This window comes from Bifidobacterium sp. VU/mBH4 (B4), assembly GCF_058199535.1.
Window position 1 is genome coordinate 60,751 of record NZ_JBVPQJ010000002.1, and the last position, 22,409, is coordinate 83,159.

A 22,409-nucleotide genomic window follows, 5' to 3' on the forward strand; every position below is an offset into this window, starting at 1 on the left:
CCCATGGAAGACCAGACGAAGAAGCAGGACAAGGACGGCCGCACCCTGCTGGTCGTCGATGGACATTCGCTGGCCTTCCGGGCCTTCTATGCCCTTCCGGTCGAGAGTTTCACCACCTCGACCGGGCAGCCCACCAACGCGGTGTGGGGATTTGCCACCATGTTGGCGGATGTCATGGCCAAGGAGAAGCCCACCCATATGGGCGTGGCCTTTGATGTCAAGGGCGGCACCTTCCGCAATGCCATGCTGCCCCAGTACAAGGGCACCCGTGAGGCCGCCCCCAAGGAACTGCTCAGCCAGCTGCCTCTGATCCAGGACCTGCTCAAGGGCCTGGGCATCACCTATATCGAAAAGCCTGGCTACGAAGGCGACGACATCATCGGCACACTGGCCACCATGGGAGAGCAGGCCGGGTTCAAAACCCTGGTTCTGTCGGGCGACAGGGATGCCTTCCAGCTGGTGGACAACGACATCACCGTCCTCTACCCCGGCCACCACTTCAAGAACCTCAAGCACATGACCCCCCAGGCCATCATGGATCGTTACAAGGTGACCCCGGAGCAGTATCCCGATCTGGCCGCCATGCGCGGCGAGGGGGCCGACAACATTCCCGGCGTACCGGGCGTGGGCGACGGCTATGCCGCCAAATGGATCAACAAGTACGGATCGCTGGATTCCATCCTGGAGCATGCCGACGAGATCGGCGGCAAGAAGGGTCAGGCCCTGGCTGAGAACGCCGACCAGGTGCGGCTTAACAGGAAGGTCAACGCCTTGGTGCGGGATCTGGACCTGGGCGTGAAGGTGGAGGATCTGCATTTCGGCACCATCCACACGGATCAGGTGCTGCCCATCTTCGAGCAGTTGCAGTTCGGCCCGCAGACCCGCAAGAAGATCCTGCGCGGATTCAACACGGTAGCCGATTACGACTATTCGCCGGCATCCGCCCTGGTTGATGTCAGCAACAACCAGGAGGAGTTCGTCCAGCCCGAGCGTGATAAGGCGGAGTCCGGCGACCAGCTGCGGGATTGGTGCGAGAAGCACCTGCCGGACAAGGCCCTTTGCCAGCGTTCGGCGGACCATGTCAAGGCCATGGCCGATTCCCTGGACAAAATCAAGGACATCGGCGACTCCGACCAGCATGCCATGTGCTGCAGCGAGGCCATGAAGGAGCACTGGGTTCTCCACGCCATCGGCTGGGCCAAGCACGGCGACTATGGCCTGGAGGAGCTGGCCATTCTCTCCATGGACGGCCATGGTCTGGTCCTCATGGCAGAAGATATTGACCAAGACATGCGTGGGGCCATCCAGGAGCTGATCGACCAGCGGATTGGCACCTGCGTGGTTCATGGCTACAAGGAGCACCTGCACCTCCTGGAGAGCCAGGGGTTGCACATGCCCCTGCCCTTGTTCGACACCAAGCTGGCAGGCTATCTGGCTGAGCCTGATTTTCATGCCGACAACCTGGAGCAGGCCGTCGCCCATTTCCTGGCCATCCCCGTAGAGGAGGAGCCCGAGGCTACCCAGGGGGCCTTGGCCCTGGACGGGCGAGAGGAAGAGGACGAACGTAGGCGGGGGACCCGGATTCTGCGCCAGGCGCAGTACGTCATGATGGTCTCCGAGCGGCTGCAGGAGCTGATGGACGAGCGTCACCAGTACGGCCTGCTGCGCACCATAGAGCTGCCCACCTCGGCAGTCCTGGCGCAGATGGAGACCGAAGGCGCCAAGGTGGACGATGCCCGCCTGAAGGAGATGCACGACCGGTTCGCCGCTGAAGCCCGCCAGGCTCAGGAAATCGCCTGGGACAGGGCCGGCAGCCGTGTCAACCTGCAGAGCCCCAAGCAGCTGAGCAAGGTGCTTTTCGACGATATGGGCCTGGTGCCCACCCACAGGACCAAGACCGGTTCCTACTCGACCAATGTCTCGGTCTTGCAGGACCTGTACATCAAGTCGGTCAACAACGAGCGGGCCAACGACTTTCTGGGCGCCCTGCTCAAGCACAGGGAGACCAACAAGCTCAAGCAGATCGTCCAGACCCTGCGTGAGGCTGTCAACCCCCGGGATGGGCGGCTGCACACCACCTACGAGCAGACCGTGGCCGCTACTGGCCGGCTGAGCTCGGTCGACCCCAACCTGCAGAACATCCCCAACCGGGATGCCCGGGGCCGCGAGATCCGTTCGGCCTTCGTGCCTGGCAGCGGGTACGAGGCACTGCTCTCTTCGGACTACTCTCAGGTGGAGCTGCGGATCATGGCCCATCTTTCCGGGGATCAGGCCCTGATCGATGCTTTCAAGTCAGGTGCCGACTTCCACCGGTACGTGGCCAGCCTGGTCTACGACATTCCCATGGAGGAGGTCACCGGGGATCAGCGCTCCCATGTGAAGGCCATGAGCTACGGCCTGGCCTATGGACTGAGCACCTACGGCCTGGCCCAGCAGCTCAAGATCAGCCCGGCTGCGGCCGACGTGCTGCGCGCCAAGTACTTCGCCACCTTCGGCAAGGTCCATGAGTACCTGGAGTCCCTGGTGGCCGACGCCCGGGAGAAGGGCTACACCGAGACCATGTTCGGGCGGCGGCGCTACTTCCCTGGGCTGCGATCCAAGCGCCGTCCCACCCGCGAGGCCGCCGAGAGGGCCGCCCTCAACGCACCCATCCAGGGGTCGGCTGCCGACATTATGAAGATCGCCATGATCAAGGCTAGCCGTGCCTTGTCCGATCAGGGGCTGAAGAGCCGCATCTCCCTGCAGATCCACGATGAATTGGTGGTGGAGATCGCTCCCGGCGAGACCGACAAGGCCACCAAACTGGTCAAGGATTCCATGGAACATGCCGTTGAATTGGCCGTGCCCCTGGACGTGTCCACCGGCATCGGCCAGGACTGGGAGCTGGCTGCTCACTGACCTGCCGTGTGGTGGCCTGGGCCCAGCAGGATCCGAGGAGGGATCGTCATGCCTGATGGGCAAGATGAGGTTCAGAGGCCTTCGGTGCCCCTGGGCCAGGTGGTGGATCTGTTGGAGGGGCTCTACCCTCTGGACTACGCGGAGGACTGGGACCATCCGGGTTTGGTGGCGGGAGATCCATCCTGGCCAGTCAGGCGGATCTGGTGCGCTGTGGACCCTCGGCCCGATGTGGTTCAGGAAGCTCTGGACCACCAGGCCGACCTGCTGATCACCCACCATCCGCTCTTCTTCAGGTCGGTCCACCAGGTTTCCGGCCAGGACTTCCGCGGGAATATGACAACCAGGCTGATCGAGGGCCGTTGCGGGCTCTGGGTGGGGCATACCAACGCTGATGCCGCCTACCGTGGCGTGGCCCAGGCGGCTGCCGATGCCCTGGACCTGCAGGATGCACGACCGCTGGCCCCTCAGCCGCTCTCAAACCGTGACCTGCACGCCGAACAGGGAATTCAGGTAGGCCTGGGTCGTTGGGGCCGGCTTCCCACGCCCATGCCATTTGAGGATCTGGTCCAGACCGTGGCGGGCCTCCTGCCCAAGACGGCTCTGGGTGTTCAGGCGGTCGGTCCGTCCGAGGCCATGGTCTCCACGGTCGCCCTGCTGCCCGGATCGGGGGACTCCGAGTTCGACCTGGTTCGATCCACGGGGGCCGATGTCTACATCACCAGCGATTTGCGCCATCACCCTGCCACGGACGCCTACCAACAGGCCCTCTATGAGGCCAGGATGGCCGGTCGGCCCAATCAGCCCAAACCCATGCTGATCAACACCCCGCATTCCGCCATCGAAAGTCTCTGGTTCCGCTACGCCAAGGGAGACATTGCCAGGGCCCTGGAGACGGCTACCGGTGTTCGCCCGCAGGTGGAGGTTTCGTCCATCGTCACCGATCCCTGGACCATGGTGGTGCGTTGACGGCTGAGGATTGATGGTTGAGGAGGAGTGATTTCATGAGCGATGAAGGGCAGGATCTGCAGGCACGATTGGCCGCCAGACTGGATGGCCGCGATGGTCAGGGACCCAAGGGTATCGATATGACCCGCGCTCCCGAGCTGTTGGATGACAGGGAAGTCTTTCGCGGCCCGATATTCGTTATCGACCAGCAACAGGTGGCCATGTTCCGGCGTGACGGTTCCAAGGAAACCATCGATCGGCAGCTCATCCGTCACGACCCCTGCGTGGTCATGCTGGTGCACGACTGCGCTGCCGATGCCTATCTGCTGACCCGCGAGTACCGGGTGGGTGCCCAGGCCTATGTCTTCGGCCTGCCGGCCGGCTTCATCGATCCAGGGGAGAGCCCCGTCAAGGCCGTCCTGCGCGAGCTGCGTGAGGAGACCGGTCTGGTGCCCGGGCCTGAGGGTGTGCCGGGCTCAGAAAGCCACCTGGATCCGGAGGACGGTTGGATCGATGCTGCTCCCGATGTCTACTCCTCTCTGGGGATGAGCGACGAGCTCGGCCACATCGTGGTCATGCATCTGCGTCGCTGGCATCAAGGATCCACCGACTTCGACCCGGGCGAGCATATCCAGTCGGCCTGGGTCTCCTGGCAGGAGCTTTGTGCAGCGGGAGTCGCCGATGCCAAGGCGGTGGTGGCCATTCAGCATGAGGCCATCCGTCGCCTGCAGAAGGATTAAGGTCCCAGGCATCAACGCCTGTGATTGGGCGAGTAGAACATACCGGTGGTATGATAGGTTCTTGTCAGAAAAGATGGTCAGGTCAGAATGATCAGGCATTGTTGCGCTGACAGGAAGAGGAGCACTGCATGGGCACGCCGAAGGATCCCGAAGGACATCGCAATCAGATCCTCGATGTAGCCCAGCGGCTCTTCCTGGAAAAGGGCTACGACGGAACCAGCATCCAGGACATCGTCGACGGCCTGGGCGGCATGACCAAGGGAGCGGTCTACTACCATTTCCCCTCCAAGACGGCTATTTTCCACGCGGTTACCGAGCGTATGGCCTCGTCCTCCTCCCAGGGGGACTGGCTGGGGGACTGGCCTGGCAAGACCGGGTTGGAGAAGCTGCGCAATGAGCTTATCGCCTCCCTGTCGGCATACTCGCGTCTCGATGTCACCTTTTCCGCCAGAACCCTGCTGAAGAGCCCCCGCATGGTAGGCCAGATGTACTTGAAATCCATGGACAGGATTGTGGATGTGATCACTCCTTATGTCCGTGAAGGTGTGGAAGACGGCTCCATCGCTCCCTGCAATCCTGAGGATCTGGCCCAGGTGCTCTACATCCTGCTCAACATGTGGATAGGGATTCGATTCTCGACCATGACCCGGGACCAGGTGGTCTCCAAGTTCTCCCTGTTGGCGGATATGCTCAAGGGAATAGGGGCGCCTGTCGTCGATGATCGGGTTACTCGTGCGGCCGTGCATTTGCACGCACATCTGAAGAGCAATCCTTTGACTGCCACCAGTGGGGAGTCCACGCAAGAGGAATCTGACAAGAATCAGGATCAAGGGGTCTCTTAGAGCCGATAGATATCTTAAAGCCAAGAGGGTTCTGTCTACTAGCAAGATTCGGGCACTTAACGAGTAATGGTTTTTGTTTCCACCAAACATACCATCGGTATTTTTGAAAGGAGTTTTATGCAGGTGCTGAAGGCGGACGGAATTGTCCAAGTGTTTGAAGGCAGGGAGGTGCTGTCCGGACTGGATTTGACCCTGGGGCAGGGCGAGATTCTGGGCTTGCTAGGTGCCAACGGGGCTGGCAAGTCCACGCTGTTGAAGATCCTGACCGGAATGCAGAGGCCTGTCGGCGGCAGAGTCTGTTTTCTGGGGAGGCCTCTGAGCGAAGACTACCCGGGCAATCTGGCCAGGATGGGAGTGTCCATCAACGAGCCGGTCTTTTATGAGTCCCTCAGCGCTAGGGAGAATCTTGAGATTGACCTGACCTACCTGGCATTGGCAGACCGGGAGCATAGGGATGCCGAGCCTACCGGGATTAGTCAACTTTTGAACAAGGTCGGTTTGGCCACCGATTCAGCCACGCCTGTCGGCAGGTATTCCATGGGCATGAGGCAGAGGCTGGCCCTGGCCAGGTGCATGGGCCATCATCCTGACCTTTACCTACTGGACGAGCCGCTCAACGGACTGGACCCTGTGGCCATCGGACAGCTGCGAGACAGCCTGCGAAGCCTGGCAGCCCAGGGGAGTGCAATCCTCTTTTCCAGCCACATTCTCTCCGAAGTGTTGCGCACGGCCGACCACGTGATGGTCGTGGCGGACGGCAGAGTCAGCCTGCGGGCCAGCGTGCCGGAGCTCCTCAATCAGGGCCAGGAGGTCGCCGAGCGAACCCTGGTCAAGGCCATGGAGGGCTGATATGAAGACGCTGCTGAAATTAGAACTGAAAAAGACCAGGCTATGGCCCTGCATCTTCGGAGGGCTGGCAGTAGTGGCCGCAGCCTTGGCCATCGGAGGCATGTTCCTGGCCATTGGCCACACTAGCGGACGGTCAGATCCTCGGTTGTCAAGCCTGGCCTTCGTGCTGCAGATGGCCATGGTCATCCTTCTGGTGGGCTTCTCCCTGGTGGCTGCTGCCCTCTGCAACCTGGTCTTCATTGAGCCCTATACGGGGAGGAACCTGGCGCTCACCCTCTCATTCCCCATATCGCGAAGCCGAATCCTGCTGGCCAAGTTGATCTTCGTCGGCCTCTTCACTGCGCTCTCCTACTTGGCCGGGACGGCCATCACCCTGACCGTCATGCTACTGATCGACCGTCTTGTGGGTTCGCTTGGAACGGGCTCGCCAGGCAGTCTGCTTGAACAGGTTCTCCTCATGCTGGTTACCAGCCTTGCCGGACTGGTGGGGTTGGTTGGCATCGCCATCTCTATAGGCTTCTGGAAGCGTTCGCTGCCCATCATGTTCGCGGTCCTGCTCCTGCTGGACGCTGTAGTGGGTAACTTGCTCTCCCTCTCCCCGCTACTGTCTGCTCTGCTGCTTCTGATCATCTTTCTGGCCTCTCTGCCGGCCTGGTGGCTGCTTCATCGGACCCTCATGAAGATCGAACTGCCCTGATCGACGGCTGACCATGCAGGAGCTTCTGAAGAACAAGCCTTTTGTGACCATGGTTCTGGCCAGTCTGTTGAATACGGTCGGAGGCGAGCTCTTCAACATCGTCTTCATCGTCTATGCCCAGACCATGCCCTTTGCCGGACTGGCCGTCTCCATAGCCTCAATGGCCTGGGTAGCTCCAGCCCTGACGGCCATTCTGACCGGATACCTGGCCGACAGGACCGTGCACAAGACGCGGATGCAAGTGGTGATCAAGCTGATTCAAGTGTGTATTTATCTGGTTATTGCCATAATGATCGGCAGGTCCAAGAGCCTGCCCGTCTTTGTGCTGCTGGTAGCCATGGACATGGCGTCTTCCATGCTCGAGGGGTATGCAGGCAGTCTATGGATGCCGGTACTTAAACATCTGGTCCTGCCTAGCCAGCTTCACCAGGCGACTTCAATCACCTCTGTTACCTCCAGCGTCGCGGCTGTCATCAGTGCAGGCGGAGGCGCAGTGTTGATTACCCTCCTGGGCAACAGATTCGCTGTATTTGCGCTGATCAATGCTGCCACCTTTCTGCTGGCGGGAATTTTGGTGGCCATTGGCTATAAGGCATTCGCCAGGGCGGAGGTCACAGGCAATGGCTCACCTGTGGGCAAGCATGTGGGACTAGCATCCAGCCTTCATGTGATCTTGGGGGAGTTCCGCCACTCCGCCTTTCTGGTTCTGATGGTGGGTTTCGGATGCATGGTCAACCTTCTGGGGACAGCTCTGCAGCCCCTGCTCAATCTGGGGCTTATCTCCATGCCTGAGGTCTGGTGGGGAAGCTATGGCACGACCATAGCCGCCGTCAACGGCATCTCTTCCCTGGGACTCATCCTCGGTGCACTTCTCGCCACAGATCCGCTCCGGCGGCTGCCCATGGCACACCTACTGACCGGAGTCATGGTCGCAGCCGCCATGGTGGGGGTCAACCTGGTCTGGCTGCACATTCCTGTCCTGCTGTTCCTCCCGCTCCTGGTCATGAACTATCTTTTGGGCAAGATCAACCCTCGGTTCATGACCATGCTCATCAGTACAGTGGGCGAGGACCACCTGGCTGCAACTATGGGAGTGGTACAGACTGTCATGATGATAGGGGCGCCTCTGGGGCAGATGATTTTTCTAACACTGGGAAATCTGGTCGGCATAGCCATCACCATGTCTGTCTATGCGAGCCTGACAGGCCTGCTGGCTCTGGCCATTTTCTTTGCAGGATTGCTGGGTATGAACGCCAAGGACCCGACTACCGAAATGGGGCGAAAGCAGAAGTCGGGCTAGCCGGATTTGAACCGGCGACATTTTAGTAGTACGGAGCTTTTTGCATGGAATCAATCTGATTCCCTATACTAAACGGCATTGGAAGTCAGCCGTTTTTGACTTCCAATACCGTTCAGTTAGACAAGGTATAATTGATTTGTTATAGCGATTATTGCTTATTTATGAGAATGCGCAGCATGTACCAGTAGTCATTCCTCCTCGAAGTTGGACACATCTAGTTTAAGTGACGCTGCGTTGGAGTTGATGACTTCTACAATATTCTTGTCGAAGCCATCGTCGTTTTCTGCGCTGATTTCGAGACTGAGCTTGATCTTGGCATGACTCATGCGTAGCTGATCGATTATCTTCTCATTGATTCGAGCGAGGTCTCTGTTCATAAAATCAGGGTCCAACTCGACATTGCTGTAGTAGCGCTTCATCGACACTGGGACGGGCACAGCATGTGTATCAACAGGCTGCCCATCAATTTCATTGGAACCAGAGCTGAAATCGTCGGCAGTGGAGTCACCGTTTACGGACTGCGACTCCAGATTATCTTCACCTCTCGGATTGCCAATCAGATTCCGCGTTTCGTCATCCACCAGAGACTTTCTGCGGCTTTCTTCAATTTCATGCTCATACTGCTGATGCGCGGCAATGGCTGTGTCCCACTCGACAAATAGCGTGGAGTCGGTGATCTGTAGCGCTCTATCATTCTCAGTGACGCCAGGAATAATCAGGTTGTGGAACCTGCCGCTTATCTTGTCACGTCCTGATGCCAGTGCGAATCGTTCATCCGGAAGAGCTGGCCTGTTCAGAGAACATTCAATGGCTTGATCAAGCACGTCGCGGTTAACGAGCCTGGGCATGTATGGGAACCGTGTGATATAACTCCATACAGTCTTGACATCTAGCACGCCGTCCTTGAACGCGGACTTGATATTCTTCAATATCTCGTAACCAAGGCCGGATGGGTCGTAAACATCTATAAGCAGATCATCGGCAGCCATCTGATCACCGGTACGCTGCGCCATGCTGTCGCCGCCGGTATCGGATATCTTTTTGATCGCCAGACGGTATGCGGCCTTCGGGTCAAATTGCTCAGGGTAGATGGCCCAGTTGTAAGCAGCTCGGATACGCTCATCCAGAGTTTTGCTGAAGTGCGCCATGTCGGTCTGGGCCTGTTGTAACTGCTGGTGGGTCAGGTTTAGCTGAACCTCGTTGTCGGACACATGCTTCCAGCCAAGGTATGAGCGGGCAGCATCCTGCGCCAGTTCAATACCGTTCTTGTCAGCGGCGAGGAACACGAGCATGTTCCTGTTTGTTCTCTGTGCGGTGCCGCGTCGTTCGATGGCATCTCGAATCCAATGCATGGAGTCGGAGCCTTCTCCTTCCCCTTTGCTGGTGCTCCAACGTGGGTGTGTGATGACAAGGGTGGCCTCGTCAACGTCAGGAATACCGTCATGAGATGCGGGTGTCACGCACACGCGGCGGAACTTGCCACGCATGGCCTTACGGCCTTCTGGCTGTATGCGCTCGACAATCTCGTTGTACACGGTCTCTGGATCTTCGCGCAAACGTTCTGCGAAGTCACGAGCAGTTTTGCCAATAGAAGGCTGCAGACTATATCGGTAGTGGGATTCCTCGTTGAAGAAGTATGTGGACCGCTGTTCCAGCATGTTCAATGCTGTGCCAAAGTTGCCCTGCTGATCGCCTGGGATGGCTGTTCCCAGCCGTACATACTGTTCGCTGATACCGGGGTTCTGTGCGCCATTGCGAGGCACAGAACCCATAAATACCGTGCGTGCGATCCGCTGTGTCAGATGACGTTGTCCAAGCGCGGGCCTGTCATTGTCGATGTATGCGGCAGTGGAATCTGGCCCAGACACGTCGGCATCGATGATCGGCTTCCACGGGTCGCGCAGGTACTGGGTTAGATTCGAATTTACGGACTCAGATTCCAAGGGTACGTTGCCTGGCAGAATCAGCGGACTGGAGTCGTTCGATGCCCACAGTTCGTGGATGATGCTCGACACTAGGGTCAGTACTCCTCGCGTGCGTTGGAAGTTCTCCAAACCGGACCAATCCTCGTACAGGCGATCCAGCAGCTCAGGGTGTAACGGATAGGATGCTCGGATGCGTTTCTCATAGTCGTTGGAGTCCACGCCGGAGGGATAGTATTTCACTCCCTGACGGTACATTTCAACGAACCGACGTGCGGTCAGTGCGATCTGTTCTTGTGCGATGGCGGTAGGTGCCTCGAAGAGACGCTTACGGACGATTTCGAAGGATTCGTCACGAGTTGATGGCCGCCACTGGTCGGCCTTGCGGCGCACGATGTTCTGCAACCGGTGTAGTGCCTGTTGGCCGTTTTCCCCGCCGATTTCAATATCATTTGCACTGTCTCCGGTATCGGACGCGGGGATAGAGACTACAAGCATACAATTGGGCGTAGACGCTACTGCTTCAGTCAGTGTCTGGGCGAACACGAACTGATCATCGAATGTGCCAGCTGGGAGGTTGTCATGGCCAACGAGCTGCTTGGCGTAGGCCACCCACTCATCTATGAGTATCAGACATGGCGAGTATTTTTTGAGTAGTCTGTCGATGCCGTTGCCTGGGTTCTTGCCCAGCTTGTCGTTTTCGGCAATCATATCGTAGGCATCGCGTCCGCCGAGCTGCCAAGCAAGTTCACCCCAAATGGTGTGCACTTTAGTGCCATCAGCCTTTACGTCGGGCTGGGCGACGTTAAGCCTGGTGCCAACCAAAGCTACACGTCGCACACGACCTGGTTTCCAGGCATTCACACCCAATCCTGCTACGAGATTTTGCACGTCGGATGACAGCTCAGTCACGGGCTTGTCGCCGAACAGGTGGTATAAGGCGAGCAGGGAGTGGGTCTTGCCACCACCGAAATTGGTCTGTAGATTCACTACAGGGGAGCCGGAGTTGTCTCCGGTCAGGCGGCGTATGGCGCGGGTGAGCAAGTCGCGTAGGCCTTCGGTCAAATAGGTGCGGTTGAAGAACTCAACCGGATCACCATAGGCGTTGCCTGGTTCGCATACGGATTTGTCTACTGCGACCTGCCACAGGTCTGCCGCGAACTCGGATGCTGTGAATCTGCCGGATGCTACGTCCGGGTGCGGTTTGATAACAAAGCGCCATGGCTTCATGCCATATGTAGGATCAATAGATAAAATCTTGCGCTGGCTGGCCTTCCTTGTGTGATCTTCATACACGGTACGCTGTAAATCATCGCGCAGTTTGCGTACGTCGGTAGCCGAATCTGGAGCATTAACTGCATTGAGCAGGTATTCGATGGTACTCAACGCTCGGATTGTGTCATCTGAACTGAACGCCTGCATATGTGCCCAACGGTTGCGTGTATCACGTAGCTCTGAGGCGTATGCCTGCTGAGGACGGGAAAGCGTGCCATTGAAATCGCGCCCGTACTCGGTGATCGCACGCAACTGGACTTGAACGTCCTCCTTTGACATCTCATACAAGTTGCCGCCACGATTCTGCTGGTCATAATGCGACCACGCATTAGGCCAATCCTTAGTATGGAACACCTTTGTCATAACATCGTTAACTGGGTCGACCAGTCCCTCTGACAAGTATTCGAATGCTTTACCAACCCTGTCCCTGTTGTTCATTGCCATTGCAGGCTCCTTTTCCTAACAGGCTGCCTAACGTTTTAGTACACGTCCAATTCGCCTTGGACGTTTTCCTGCAGGTTCGTTACTTCTTTCTTGGTCTTTGCCGACAAATTATCCCACATGGATACCAAGCTGTTGAATTTGATCGCGCCCTCGGTATCCTTGCGTTTCTCTGCCTCGTGGAACATGCGGAATCCCAAAGCCCTAACATCATCCAGGGATATGCGATCACCCACTTGCGTCATGATCGGGGCTACGATGTCCACACCCTTGGAGTCAAGGATACCGGTCATGCGTACCATGACATCCCAAAGACTGATGTGGTCGTTCTTAATGGGGTTCCATTCGCCTGTCATTTCCTTGGGTTGGAACAGACGGGCCTTGCCGCCGGCGGCTTCAAATATGCCGCTTCGCACCAGGGCATCGGGCGTGGTGCCGCAGGATCGCGACAACTGATCAGCCATTCCGGAGCTTTCCAGATTCCAACCGTAGGATTGGTACCACTTCACGGCGAAGCGTGTCTCGGGATCATAGTCTGAGTCAGCGTCGCCCATAACTTCATCAATAACATGATTGATGACTTCCAGTGCTTTTTCAATAGGCATATCAGCGCCATCCGCTTCGCGGATACGTGAATACCTGGAGTAAACGCTGATGCCAGGACCGATGGCAGCCTGGTCCAAGTCCACTGGATCGATGCCTGAAGTCATTAGGGTTTTTAGTTCCTTGGTGAGTTCTCTGCGCAGTATGCTGTTAAACACGCGCATTGGAATTGAAGGCGCATCCTTAGGACGAGGACGGCAAGCTAGAACTATGGAGGATGCTAGTGCATTGGAACTGTTTCCGCGCATCCTGTTAGATAGCTCGCTGCGTACGGGCCATGTGGCTGTGATCTCCCATCCCCCGTGGATTAATCCATCGAGTAGGGCGTGCCAACCATTAGAGGTGCCGGTCTTATTGTCTTTTTGCTTGTAAGCGTAGTAAACGGTCATGGGGATGTCGGTGCGCGCAGTCTCTCGAATGTGTTCAAACACATGGTTGAACCCTTCCACAAAGAATTTAGCAGCACCTTCCTTACCACCATGACGGTTCGGATCAGCAACAAGTTCCTGCGCTTTAGGTGTGAGCAAGGTGGTGCAGGCAGATGGCAAGATACTTTTGAGCATACGTCTTAACCATATATAGAAATAGTCGGATAAGTCAGCATAGCCAATATTGTCATAATATGGCGGATCCGTGGACACTACAACGTTGTTATAGTCGCATGCAGCTGCATCCGCCTGATGTGCCTCGCATAAGGGCATAGCTGGAACATCTTCGACAGCCCCAGCAACCCAGTTGATTTGTCCCAGGAAATTACCGGACTTTGATGAGAAAGGATTCACCTCAGCAAAGTCCCATGTCATAGAAATAGCCTGACGAGTGAATACATTCCTCATCTTTTCCCCAGTATTGTGCCAAGTGCACATGCTGGAGCTATAGTCTGTTTGACGGCTGACCGCAAGTGCTAGGTACACCGACAACGCATCGGCATAGGCTTTTGCCCCATCGCCACCTTTATCCAATGGCTCACCTTCAGGCATGCCGGATGCCAAGGCATCGGTAAACACTCGTTCATGAATTTCGCTTATCGAGTCCGCTAAGTTTGTTAAAACTATCAACTGACGATTTGTAAATAAATCCGACCATGTTTTAAAACCATATGCTTGAACGCGGAATCCAAGTGCATGTTCTGGTAACAGATCCAGCGGTTTATCAGCAGGCTCATCAACAGCTGCAGCCTCAATTTGGCTGCTAGTCGGAGAATAGTATATGCGGCCATCATTACTGTCTCCGACAATCGCCATCAAGCTGGCACCTATACGTCCGGCTTTTCCTTCCTGGCGAATATACGTCAGGTCAATCGGTGTCCTATCGACAATCGAGATGGCACCTTTGCGGCTCACTGTTCCTTCATCTTCACCTTTAGGCCCATAAGCATTGTGTTGCACCTCATAGCGTATAGAACCATCCATTTGGACTATGGGCTTGATCCAAGCTTCCTTGCCTTTCTTTTTTGATAGCCACCAAGATCGCACCAATGGCACCCGCACAGGGTTAGCCGGGTTGGGATTAATTACGGTGCGTGCCCAGATCAACGCGATGACGGTATGGTCTTCGCCATACTTATCTTTGATCTTCGGGTACAGGTGACCGACCTTCTCAAAGGACATGTCACGCAGGAGCTGTCCGTAGTAACGAATATCATCGGCTAAGCCACCTGTTTTGTCCCTAGCGATCACAGTAGTGGGGTGCACTGCTGGCTTGTTGCAGAAGCGCGATGGGAACTCAATTAACGCCTTATTGATTATAACTGCCAAAGGGTTCAAGTCAGAAGCATGTGCTTCCGCGCCCAGTCGCTGCGCCTCCAACGGAATTGCGCCGCCGCCAGCAAAGGGATCAAGCACAACCGGCATAACGCCATTGTTGGAGTCAAGAATTGCTTCGCGTGCCTCAGCATAAAGGTCTTTGTCGTGGATGTTTTCCCAATGCGCCAGTCTCTTCATCAGGCAATTGAGACGCTCGCGCTCCCTGTCTTGGGCTTCTTCGGTGGGGAAACGGTCCACATGAGCTGACGGGTCGTCAACCAGTTGGGCAAACAGGATAGAACGTGTGGTGGCCAATGGACGACGAGCCCAGTATAGATGCAGGGTCGAAGGCAATCCATGCCGTAAAGACTTTTCGCGGGAGGACTCCCCATTGATCTTTTTTAGGGGGATACCCGTTTCGATGAGTTTCTTCCTACGCTCTGTGTTTGCCATAGTTCGTGCTCCTTGTTGCATCCTCTATCTTCATGCAACTGTGTGTTATGTCTGTCTATTTGTAGTAATTGATTCAAAATGGCATTAAGCCTCGTCCCCAATAAGATTCTAAACTTTCATTGAACGATCTGGTAGTGTCAGCTGGCGTTATCAAATCGAATGCATGCTCCACATAGCGCAGCTTGTCATGCTCCGATCCCTGTGGGCTGACCTTAACTAAAGCCAATCGATGTCGATCTCCTTGTGATTGAGCAAAGGCGACTTCGTTGGCGGTTACAGTGAATGTGTCAGCCTCTGGCAGGTCTACGCGGCCTTTGACCTCAATAAAGTACGTATAACCCTGACTGTCGGTGGATTTGATGTCGAAGCCTTTGTTGTTGTGAGGCATCTCTTCAGGAATGCGGCCGAGCTTACGCTCAGCATTCATCGTCAAAGTAATAGCTCTGCGATCCACTTCCTCGGTGTTCTTGGCAAACAGTCTGGAAGCCTTGACCTTATCAATTGGTGCGACTAGTCGTTCGGGCACGACCAATGAAATGCCACGCATGGTCGCTGGCTTGGCACGTAGGCGTATGTCGCCAGTGAGCTCGTGTTCGCGTTTTTTGCGACGTTGATCGTATTCCTCAGCACGCTTGCGGGCGATATCGGAGTTCATGTTTTTCCCCCGCTTCTCACCATTGCGTTCTTTTTCGGAGAGATCATTGTACAGCTTCCACCAGAACTCGCTCTCCGAACGTAATCGGTTGTGTACCTGAACAAGCAGATGCTTATTCTCTGCGTCCTGACGGGCCTGTAACTCCTCCATCCGTGGCTTGGTACCGTTTGTGTATACATACTGGCGCATGTGATCAGTGTAATCACGTTCCAGCCAATCCTCGTTCATCAGCTTGGCGATCTCGGCCTTCTCACCGATATTCGGCCTGTCGTAGTCTAGATAAGGTGGTGCCGGCGAGAACCGAACCTCGCCCTGCTTAGGCAACTGCAGGTAGTCGAAATGCTGTGAGACGACCTTGTCCTTGGGATTTGTAATCGTCTGCTCGGCGGCAACCATCAGTACAGGTTCATCAGGTTGACTGTCTGTGCGGTCCACGAATACGGTGCCATGCTCCAATGCGGCACCGTAGCGTTTGATGATCAACTGGTTTACGGCATCCAGCAGTGGTGTGCCCGGTGCCACAAGTACCGCATCCGGTCCGTCGTCTATATGCGTGAGTGATGGATCGAAGGTGATGCGTTCATATGCGTTGGCTATCGTCTGGTGCCGGTTAATAGTTTCGGCCATATGGCGCACGTCTTGCGGCACATGTGTAATCTCCCAACGGTTCGTCTCACGTAAATGTATGGTGCCGCCAAGTTTCCTAAACGCGGGGACGAAGAACGCTGAAATGTAGCCTGGTTGGAGCTTTCGTTCGCGGGTTTTCTCCATAAGACGGCGCACTTCCTCGACGTTCACAGTAGAATACCTATCCGGATGCGCGGAGCGTTCCTTGATTAGATCGTTAAGTCCTTTGTTAACGCTGCTATCGATAACCTCGTTCAATCTTGCTTGTACCTTGGGGTTGTCACCATGTTTGATGGCATCAAGCATAAGATCCTTCAACGACTTGCCATCGAAAGCCTTGCCGTCGCCAAGCACGTTGAACAAACGACCATCATAGGCCTTACCGATTGTCTGAATCTTCTCTAATAATTTGCCGTACACCTCGCCCTCGCGCGTATTCTTTGCCACGAGGTTCCATAGGGAGCAGGACCTTTTCTGGCCGATGCGGTGAATACGACCAAACCGCTGCTCTATACGGTTTGGGTTCCAAGGCAGATCGTAATTGACCATTAAATCAGCTCTTTGAAGGTTTAAGCCCTCGCCGGCAGCATCGGTGGCCACGAGGATACGCACGCTGGGATCGTTCATGAACCTTTCCTGCACAGCCTTGCGTTCGTCATGATTCATGTCGCCATGGATTGTTACTACTGACTCGGGTTTGCCCAGCAGTGTCCTGATCTGACTGCTCAGGTAGTTAAGAGTGTCCCTGTGCTCGGTGAACACGATGAGCTTATGCGGCTGTTCGGATGTGCCGGCGTTGAGCACGTTGTTGTTTAGGATGTCGCTCAGCTGAGTCCATTTAGTATCCGTACCCGAATGCCTGACCTGGCGAGCTTGCGCAACGAGGTTATCAAGCTGGCTGATTTCGGAGCCTAGCTCTTCCACTGTCTGGGCTGCGGTTGCTGAATCCATGACCTCGTCGAGTGTAAGTTCGAGCTGTCCCTGACCATCCTCTCCAGTTTCCTCCCACATGTCGTCGTACTCATCCGAATCATCAGGAGCATCAGCAGCAGGCTGAAGAATATTCTCTATATTGTATGGATTCTTCTCGACGCGCTGCAGCAGGTCATTTAAGCGATCGCGACGTCGTTTCAACGACTGGTAGATTGCCTCGGGACTGGATGCTAAACGGCGTTGAAGGATCGTCAATGCAAAGCCGATGCTGCTGCCGCGCCGTCCGTCGACCTGCCGAATACGTTGTGCCGCATTCATACCTCCCCGCACGTAGTCTGTCACGGCCTTGTACAGCTGGCTCTCGCCTTCTGACAGCGCGTATTCAATTGTCTCAGCCTTGCGTTCAGGAAACAACGGCTTTCCTTCGAAGGTGAGCAGTTCTTCTTTAACCATCCGACGCATAAGGCCTTTGGTGTCGGTAATGTACCGCTTTTTCTTGGACCATTGGCCGGCGAACCTGTCCTTGTCGAGCAGGGACATGAATAGTTGGAAGTCCTCTTCTTTGCCTGAATGTGGTGTTGCCGTCATTAACAATAAGTTTTCTGATGTAGATGCTAGCGTTTCGCCGAGCTTGAAGCGTTTGGTCAGGTTGATGTCACCGTAGTTGTTCTTATAGTGTGCGCTCATGCGATGGGCTTCGTCCACGATGGCGATGTCCCATTTCACCTCGCTAAGCATACGCTGGAAGTCATCGTTACGGGCCACCTGATCCATACGCACGATTAGTCGGTTCTGATCACGAAACGGATTACCCGAAGGGGCCTGATCTTGCATGAACGGTTGGAACACATCGAAATGAAGGTTGAACTTCTCCGCAAGCTCATCCCGCCATTGGTCTGCTAACCCACCAGGGCAGACAATGATAATTCGCACAGCGGCAGAGCGCAGTAGCATCTCCTTGATGTACAGGCCGGCCATGATAGTTTTGCCGGCACCTGGATCATCAGCCAACAGAAACCGCAAGGGCACCTTCGGCAGCATGTCCTCGTACACGGCACGGATCTGGTGAGGCAGCGGGTCGATACTTGAAGAATAAACGGCAGACATCGGATCATACAGAGCGGCACAGCTGATACGTAGAGCTTCTGCTGCCAATCGAAATTCTTCAGGGTCAGCATCCAGTTTTGGTTTCTGTCCTTGCTGAACTATGCGAAGTTCTTTGAAAGCAGCATCGTCGATTATTTCCTGGCTTACCTTACCATCTGCAGTCTCGTAGTAAAGATTGACGGCATCGCCGATCGGCTCAGTGGCGACGACTTTAACCAACTGATTTGGTATCACACCGGAAAGGGTCGACCCCTGTTGGAGAACATCGGACGAAAGTGATCCCTGTTCCACTATTCTGCCCACCTTCTTGCTTTTATTTGGTTCAAGTTTACGCTGACGGTTGCATCGGACTGTCGAGCATTGAAGCAGATTGTCTCATGACAAGAAGAAAACTCGACCCTTGAGAGATGATGAAATCGGGTAGGTGTGAGAAGGTAAGTACTACATTGTCAGTGCTGACAAGCGTATTGGTGAAGACGAATATTTGCTGCTGAATTTGTCTAGTGACAAACCATTAGTGATGCCAAGAAGTGTGCTGCGCTTGTCTGCAAACCATAGATATGCGGCTGTTGGCTTACTCTGAACGGCTGCGATCGCAGCCTAGAATCCATCATTGATCGCTTTTATGAGCCTGTTGACCACGGTGCTCCTGATCCTACGTAACAAAACCAATATGCGTTCGATTACTGACTGGCAAATTGGTCAATAACCCACATGAGTGGGAATAGGGGGATTTAACTATCTATCCTGAGCAGACATCAACAATCCAGTATGAATGTTCACGCATGGCACTCCTAGCTTGGTAAAGCTGGGACAGCTCATCGCTATTCTTCATCTTTATCTTTATGAGACGAAGACTCCAGCTCGGCTTTGAAAGGCTCCAAACTCAGCGCCATTCGTAGCGCATCGCTGCTCAGATGCACAAAGTCGCCATCCTTTGATACGTTTCCCAGCATTGCAGCCCAAGCATCAAAGCCTTCTTGTTTCTCAAGCAGCGTGATATTACGCTCCAAGGTTGTGTTGATGAGGTTCGTCACGTTCTGTGTCGTCAATTTCTCCATGGTTTGACGTAGCTCCATTTTCCGCTTCTCGTCAAAGGGAGAATCTTGAATGTTGGCCGCAGAAAGTTCACGAATATCTCTGGCGAGGTCCATTGCCTTGTACATGATGATGAGAAGACGATTCTGGGCTTCCTCGCTGTCCATGTTCGATTGGCATTCTTCGATTGCTGCATCTACTTCTTCGGAGAATGTTTCTATTTTCTGTGGATTCGCGGTTATCAACGCTATCGGCTGGGGATTTTCGGAGTTGTTCTCCTTCTGATGATTTATCTTGCTCCACACTTTATCTGCAGTGGGTATGACAGAGTCCCGCCACCAGTGGACAATGGTCTTGTCCCACCATCCTTTGAACTTTTCATTATTTGCCAAGTAGACTGCGGTTCCTGCTACTAGGGCAACCGCGATTGCTGCAGCAGCAATCGCGGTTGCTGGCGAACTCTTGTCCTCATCGTTGTTTCCAGTATCATCGGAAACAGGCTCCCAACGCGCCTGTCCTCGCAAATGGTTGTCTTCATCGAAGATGGCTCCCAGATACTGACTCGGATTATCATGAGGACTGGCCAAATGCATAGCTTCCATGCCTTCGGGCATACTCAACCGAAATAGTGGTCCGTCCTCCATATTGGCTCCTTGATCTGTTCCCTGCGCCCTTGGAATAGGTATCACTATACTCGCCGACTTTTGTTCTGATGAAGGCTTACCTTGATCGCACGAGTGATATTGATAGGAAATGTGCCGAATAGTGCTACGACAAAGAATGTTAACGGGTTAGGTCGATCTGTGAACCATGGTATTTGTTGGCCTCAACTGAAATCACAGAGTGAAAAGAAACCTTACGATCCAGGTGGAAGTAAGGTTTAGCAGTCGGGCTAGCCGGATTTGAACCGGCGACATCCTGCACCCAAAGCAGGCGCGCTACCAAGCTGCGCTATAGCCCGGCGCCCATCAGTATCACCGTATGGGCACAGTGTATCAATATAGCACAGGGTCGGGTCCCCACTGGACTTCTAGGGGTGAGCAGGGAGCGGGAACAGCTCTGCGCCTGCGGTTACCATGGTGACCATGACAGTGGAAGAGACATGGGCGGCGCCGCAGGCTGATGGCCCCTTGGATGCAACGGTGACCATACCGGGGAGCAAGTCCCTCTCGAACAGGTATCTGATTCTCGCAGCCTTGGGAAGCCGCCCCGTCAGGCTGACTGGTCTGCTCAGGTCGCGTGATACGGACCTGATGATTGGGGCCCTGGAGGCCCTTGGCGTGGACTGTCGGGTTGACCCGAACAAGGCTACGAATGTGACCGTCATTCCGCCGGCAGGCGGGCGCTTCCGCGGTGGCGCTCGTGTGGACTGCGGACTGGCCGGAACCGTCATGCGCTTTGTGCCGGGCCTGGCCATGCTGGCTGATGGTCCCACACGATTCGACGGAGACGAGCAGGCCTATCGCCGTCCCATGAGACCTCTGCTGGAGGGGCTGACCCAGCTGGGAGCCAGGATCGAGTACCTGGGCCAGGAGGGCTTCCTGCCCTTTGTGCTCACACCGCCGGATCGCCTGGTGGGCAGGGAGGTGACCATAGACTCCTCGGCTTCCTCGCAGTTCATTTCCGGCCTCCTGCTGCTGGCGGCCAGGGCTGAGGGCACTATGACCATCGTCCACTCTGGTCAGCATCTGCCTAGTCTTCCGCATATCGCGATGACCGTTGAGGACCTGCGTCAGGCTGGAGTCCGGGTCCAGGCCAATCCCGACCGCTGCAGGTGGAGCGTTGAAGGCCGAGGGACTGCAGGGACACGGCTGCCTGATCAGGTCCAGGTGGAGCCCGACCTGTCGAATGCGGCCCCTTTCCTGGGAGCGGCCCTGATCGGAGGCGGGCAGGTCAGCGTGCCCAACTGGCCAGACCATACCACCCAGCCAGGCGGCTTGCTGCCCGGGTATCTGGAGACCATGGGTGCGCAGGTAGACATGGTTCCCGACGGGCAGGGCAGTCCCACCTGCAGGGTGACCGGCGGGGGAGCCATTCATGGACTCGGCGACTTCGACCTTTCTCCGGCGGGGGAGATCGTGCCTTCGATTGCGGCCATCCTGGTCTTTGCCGACGGGCCCAGCCGCCTGCACGGCATCGGCCACCTGCGCGGTCATGAGACCAATCGGCTGAAGGCATTGGCCACCGAAATCACCAGAATAGGCGGTCAGGCCCGCGAACTGGATGATGGCCTGGCCATCGAGCCCGTGCCTGTCCAGCGTATGCACGGGGCCGTCATGGAGACTTATGCCGACCATCGCATGGCCACTTTTGCTGCCATGATTGGACTCAGGATACCTGGCATCCGAGTACGCAACATCGGCACCACGGCCAAGACCATGCCCGACTTCCCGGGGATGTGGAAGCGGATGCTGGCAGGCGAGGACCAAGGCTGAGCCGCGGCGAATCGAGCGAAAGGAGCCGTGTTATGAGCATCGAGGCTGAAGGGCAGAACTGGCAGGAGGATCTGGACCTGGCCATCGCCATGGTTGACCAGGCGGATCAGGTCACCATGGGCTACTTCAAGTCGCCGGATCTTCACGTGGAACGCAAGTCGGACAATACCCCGGTCACCCAGGCTGACAAAGAGGCGGAGGCGGTGATTCGTCGCGTGCTGGCCCAAGCAAGGCCAAATGACACCATTTACGCCGAGGAGCTGGGAAAGCAGGAGTCCAACGGCAGACGGTGGATCATTGATCCGATTGACGGGACCAAGAACTATGTGCGCGGAGTCCCCGTCTGGGCGACCCTGATCAGCTTGGAGGCAGACCATCAGATGGTGGTCGGTGTGGTCTCCGCCCCCATGCTGGGCACCCGCTGGTATGCCGCGCGGGGTCAGGGAGCCTACATGGCTCGCCAGGGCGAAGCCCCCAAGGCCATCCACGTATCAAGAGTGGACCGGATGGAGGACGCCTCCATGTCCCTGTCATCGCTGACCGGCTGGAAGGCTATAGGGCGCCGGGAGCGACTTCTCGACCTGACCGATCGAATCTGGCGTCTGCGTGGATTCGGCGACTTTTGGCAGTACATGCTCCTGGCCCAGGGTGCCATCGACCTGGCGGCCGAGCCGGAACTGGACCTCTATGACATGGGCGCGCTGGTCCCCATCGTGACCGAAGCCGGGGGCAGCTTTACGGATCTGGCCGGCAATCCGGGTCCTTGGGGTGGCAATGGCCTTGCCAGCAACGGTCTTCTGCACAAGGAAGCCCTGCACGCTCTGGGCGACTGACCTATACGAGAAGGCCGGTGACCACATGCATTGCTGTGGTCACCGGCCTCTTTCTGCTCTTAGGACCAGGT

General features: G+C 55.9%; 13 protein-coding genes and 1 tRNA gene. 9 read left to right on the plus strand and 5 right to left on the minus strand.

All coding sequences use genetic code 11. From position 1 onward, the window contains the following. The first annotated feature begins 3 nt into the window (after positions 1–3). From polA to AC0AII_RS03510, 7 genes are all read left to right on the plus strand, one after another. Positions 4–2,898: a DNA polymerase I gene (gene polA, locus AC0AII_RS03480; RefSeq protein ID WP_490446132.1), complete on the plus strand. Its 2,895-nt coding sequence runs from the start codon at positions 4–6 to the stop codon at positions 2,896–2,898. Between the two features lie 48 nt (positions 2,899–2,946). Beyond that, on the plus strand, positions 2,947–3,864 hold the full coding sequence (locus AC0AII_RS03485; protein ID WP_490446133.1) for a Nif3-like dinuclear metal center hexameric protein: 918 nt from the start codon (positions 2,947–2,949) through the stop codon (positions 3,862–3,864). A 35-nt stretch (positions 3,865–3,899) separates the two neighbouring features. Next, positions 3,900–4,583 carry an NUDIX hydrolase gene (locus AC0AII_RS03490; RefSeq protein ID WP_490446134.1) on the plus strand — a complete coding sequence of 228 codons (684 nt, stop codon included), beginning with the start codon at positions 3,900–3,902 and terminating at the stop codon, positions 4,581–4,583. A gap of 128 nt (positions 4,584–4,711) precedes the next feature. Continuing rightward, on the plus strand, positions 4,712–5,425 hold the full coding sequence (locus tag AC0AII_RS03495) for a TetR/AcrR family transcriptional regulator (RefSeq protein ID WP_490446135.1): 714 nt from the start codon (positions 4,712–4,714) through the stop codon (positions 5,423–5,425). Between the two features lie 117 nt (positions 5,426–5,542). After that, a complete protein-coding gene (locus AC0AII_RS03500) occupies positions 5,543–6,274 on the plus strand; it encodes an ABC transporter ATP-binding protein (protein ID WP_490446136.1) in 732 nt (243 codons plus the stop codon). Position 6,275: 1 nt separating this feature from the next. Further along, the gene (locus tag AC0AII_RS03505) at positions 6,276–6,971 is read left to right on the plus strand and encodes an ABC transporter permease (protein ID WP_490446137.1); all 696 of its coding nucleotides are present in this window, start codon (positions 6,276–6,278) and stop codon (positions 6,969–6,971) included. Between the two features lie 13 nt (positions 6,972–6,984). Further along, positions 6,985–8,271, plus strand: coding sequence for an MFS transporter (locus tag AC0AII_RS03510; protein ID WP_490446138.1), 1,287 nt, complete (start codon positions 6,985–6,987; stop codon positions 8,269–8,271). A gap of 188 nt (positions 8,272–8,459) precedes the next feature. Here the strand turns inward: AC0AII_RS03510 and AC0AII_RS03515 are convergent, their stop codons facing one another. From AC0AII_RS03515 to AC0AII_RS03535, 5 genes are all read right to left on the minus strand, one after another. Then, entirely contained in the window at positions 8,460–11,912 is a 3,453-nt protein-coding gene (locus AC0AII_RS03515; RefSeq protein WP_490446139.1) for a DUF499 family protein, read from the minus strand. A 35-nt stretch (positions 11,913–11,947) separates the two neighbouring features. Beyond that, positions 11,948–14,710 carry a DUF1156 domain-containing protein gene (locus AC0AII_RS03520; protein WP_490446140.1) on the minus strand — a complete coding sequence of 921 codons (2,763 nt, stop codon included), beginning with the start codon at positions 14,708–14,710 and terminating at the stop codon, positions 11,948–11,950. 73 nt (positions 14,711–14,783) lie between these two features. Then, entirely contained in the window at positions 14,784–18,323 is a 3,540-nt protein-coding gene (locus AC0AII_RS03525; protein ID WP_490446141.1) for a helicase-related protein, read from the minus strand. Between the two features lie 533 nt (positions 18,324–18,856). Continuing rightward, a complete protein-coding gene (locus AC0AII_RS03530) occupies positions 18,857–19,714 on the minus strand; it encodes a hypothetical protein (protein WP_490446142.1) in 858 nt (285 codons plus the stop codon). Between the two features lie 243 nt (positions 19,715–19,957). Next, positions 19,958–20,031, minus strand: a tRNA-Pro gene (locus AC0AII_RS03535). A 118-nt stretch (positions 20,032–20,149) separates the two neighbouring features. On the opposite strand from AC0AII_RS03535, the gene aroA reads away from it, so the two are divergent. Together aroA and hisN are read left to right on the plus strand one after the other, a co-directional pair. Continuing rightward, positions 20,150–21,505 carry a 3-phosphoshikimate 1-carboxyvinyltransferase gene (gene aroA / locus AC0AII_RS03540; protein ID WP_490446301.1) on the plus strand — a complete coding sequence of 452 codons (1,356 nt, stop codon included), beginning with the start codon at positions 20,150–20,152 and terminating at the stop codon, positions 21,503–21,505. A 32-nt stretch (positions 21,506–21,537) separates the two neighbouring features. Continuing rightward, the gene (gene hisN, locus AC0AII_RS03545) at positions 21,538–22,338 is read left to right on the plus strand and encodes a histidinol-phosphatase (protein ID WP_490446143.1); all 801 of its coding nucleotides are present in this window, start codon (positions 21,538–21,540) and stop codon (positions 22,336–22,338) included. Positions 22,339–22,409 lie beyond the last annotated feature (71 nt).

Bases quoted from the DNA above. Each gene is read 5' to 3' on its own strand.
- polA (WP_490446132.1), top strand. From the start codon at position 4: ATGGAAGACCAGACGAAGAAGCAGGACAAGGACGGCCGCACCCTGCTG.
- AC0AII_RS03485 (WP_490446133.1), top strand. From the start codon at position 2,947: ATGCCTGATGGGCAAGATGAGGTTCAGAGGCCTTCGGTGCCCCTGGGC.
- AC0AII_RS03490 (WP_490446134.1), top strand. From the start codon at position 3,900: ATGAGCGATGAAGGGCAGGATCTGCAGGCACGATTGGCCGCCAGACTG.
- AC0AII_RS03495 (WP_490446135.1), top strand. From the start codon at position 4,712: ATGGGCACGCCGAAGGATCCCGAAGGACATCGCAATCAGATCCTCGAT.
- AC0AII_RS03500 (WP_490446136.1), top strand. From the start codon at position 5,543: ATGCAGGTGCTGAAGGCGGACGGAATTGTCCAAGTGTTTGAAGGCAGG.
- AC0AII_RS03505 (WP_490446137.1), top strand. From the start codon at position 6,276: ATGAAGACGCTGCTGAAATTAGAACTGAAAAAGACCAGGCTATGGCCC.
- AC0AII_RS03510 (WP_490446138.1), top strand. From the start codon at position 6,985: ATGCAGGAGCTTCTGAAGAACAAGCCTTTTGTGACCATGGTTCTGGCC.
- AC0AII_RS03515 (WP_490446139.1), bottom strand. From the start codon at position 11,912: ATGGCAATGAACAACAGGGACAGGGTTGGTAAAGCATTCGAATACTTG.
- AC0AII_RS03520 (WP_490446140.1), bottom strand. From the start codon at position 14,710: ATGGCAAACACAGAGCGTAGGAAGAAACTCATCGAAACGGGTATCCCC.
- AC0AII_RS03530 (WP_490446142.1), bottom strand. From the start codon at position 19,714: ATGGAGGACGGACCACTATTTCGGTTGAGTATGCCCGAAGGCATGGAA.
- hisN (WP_490446143.1), top strand. From the start codon at position 21,538: ATGAGCATCGAGGCTGAAGGGCAGAACTGGCAGGAGGATCTGGACCTG.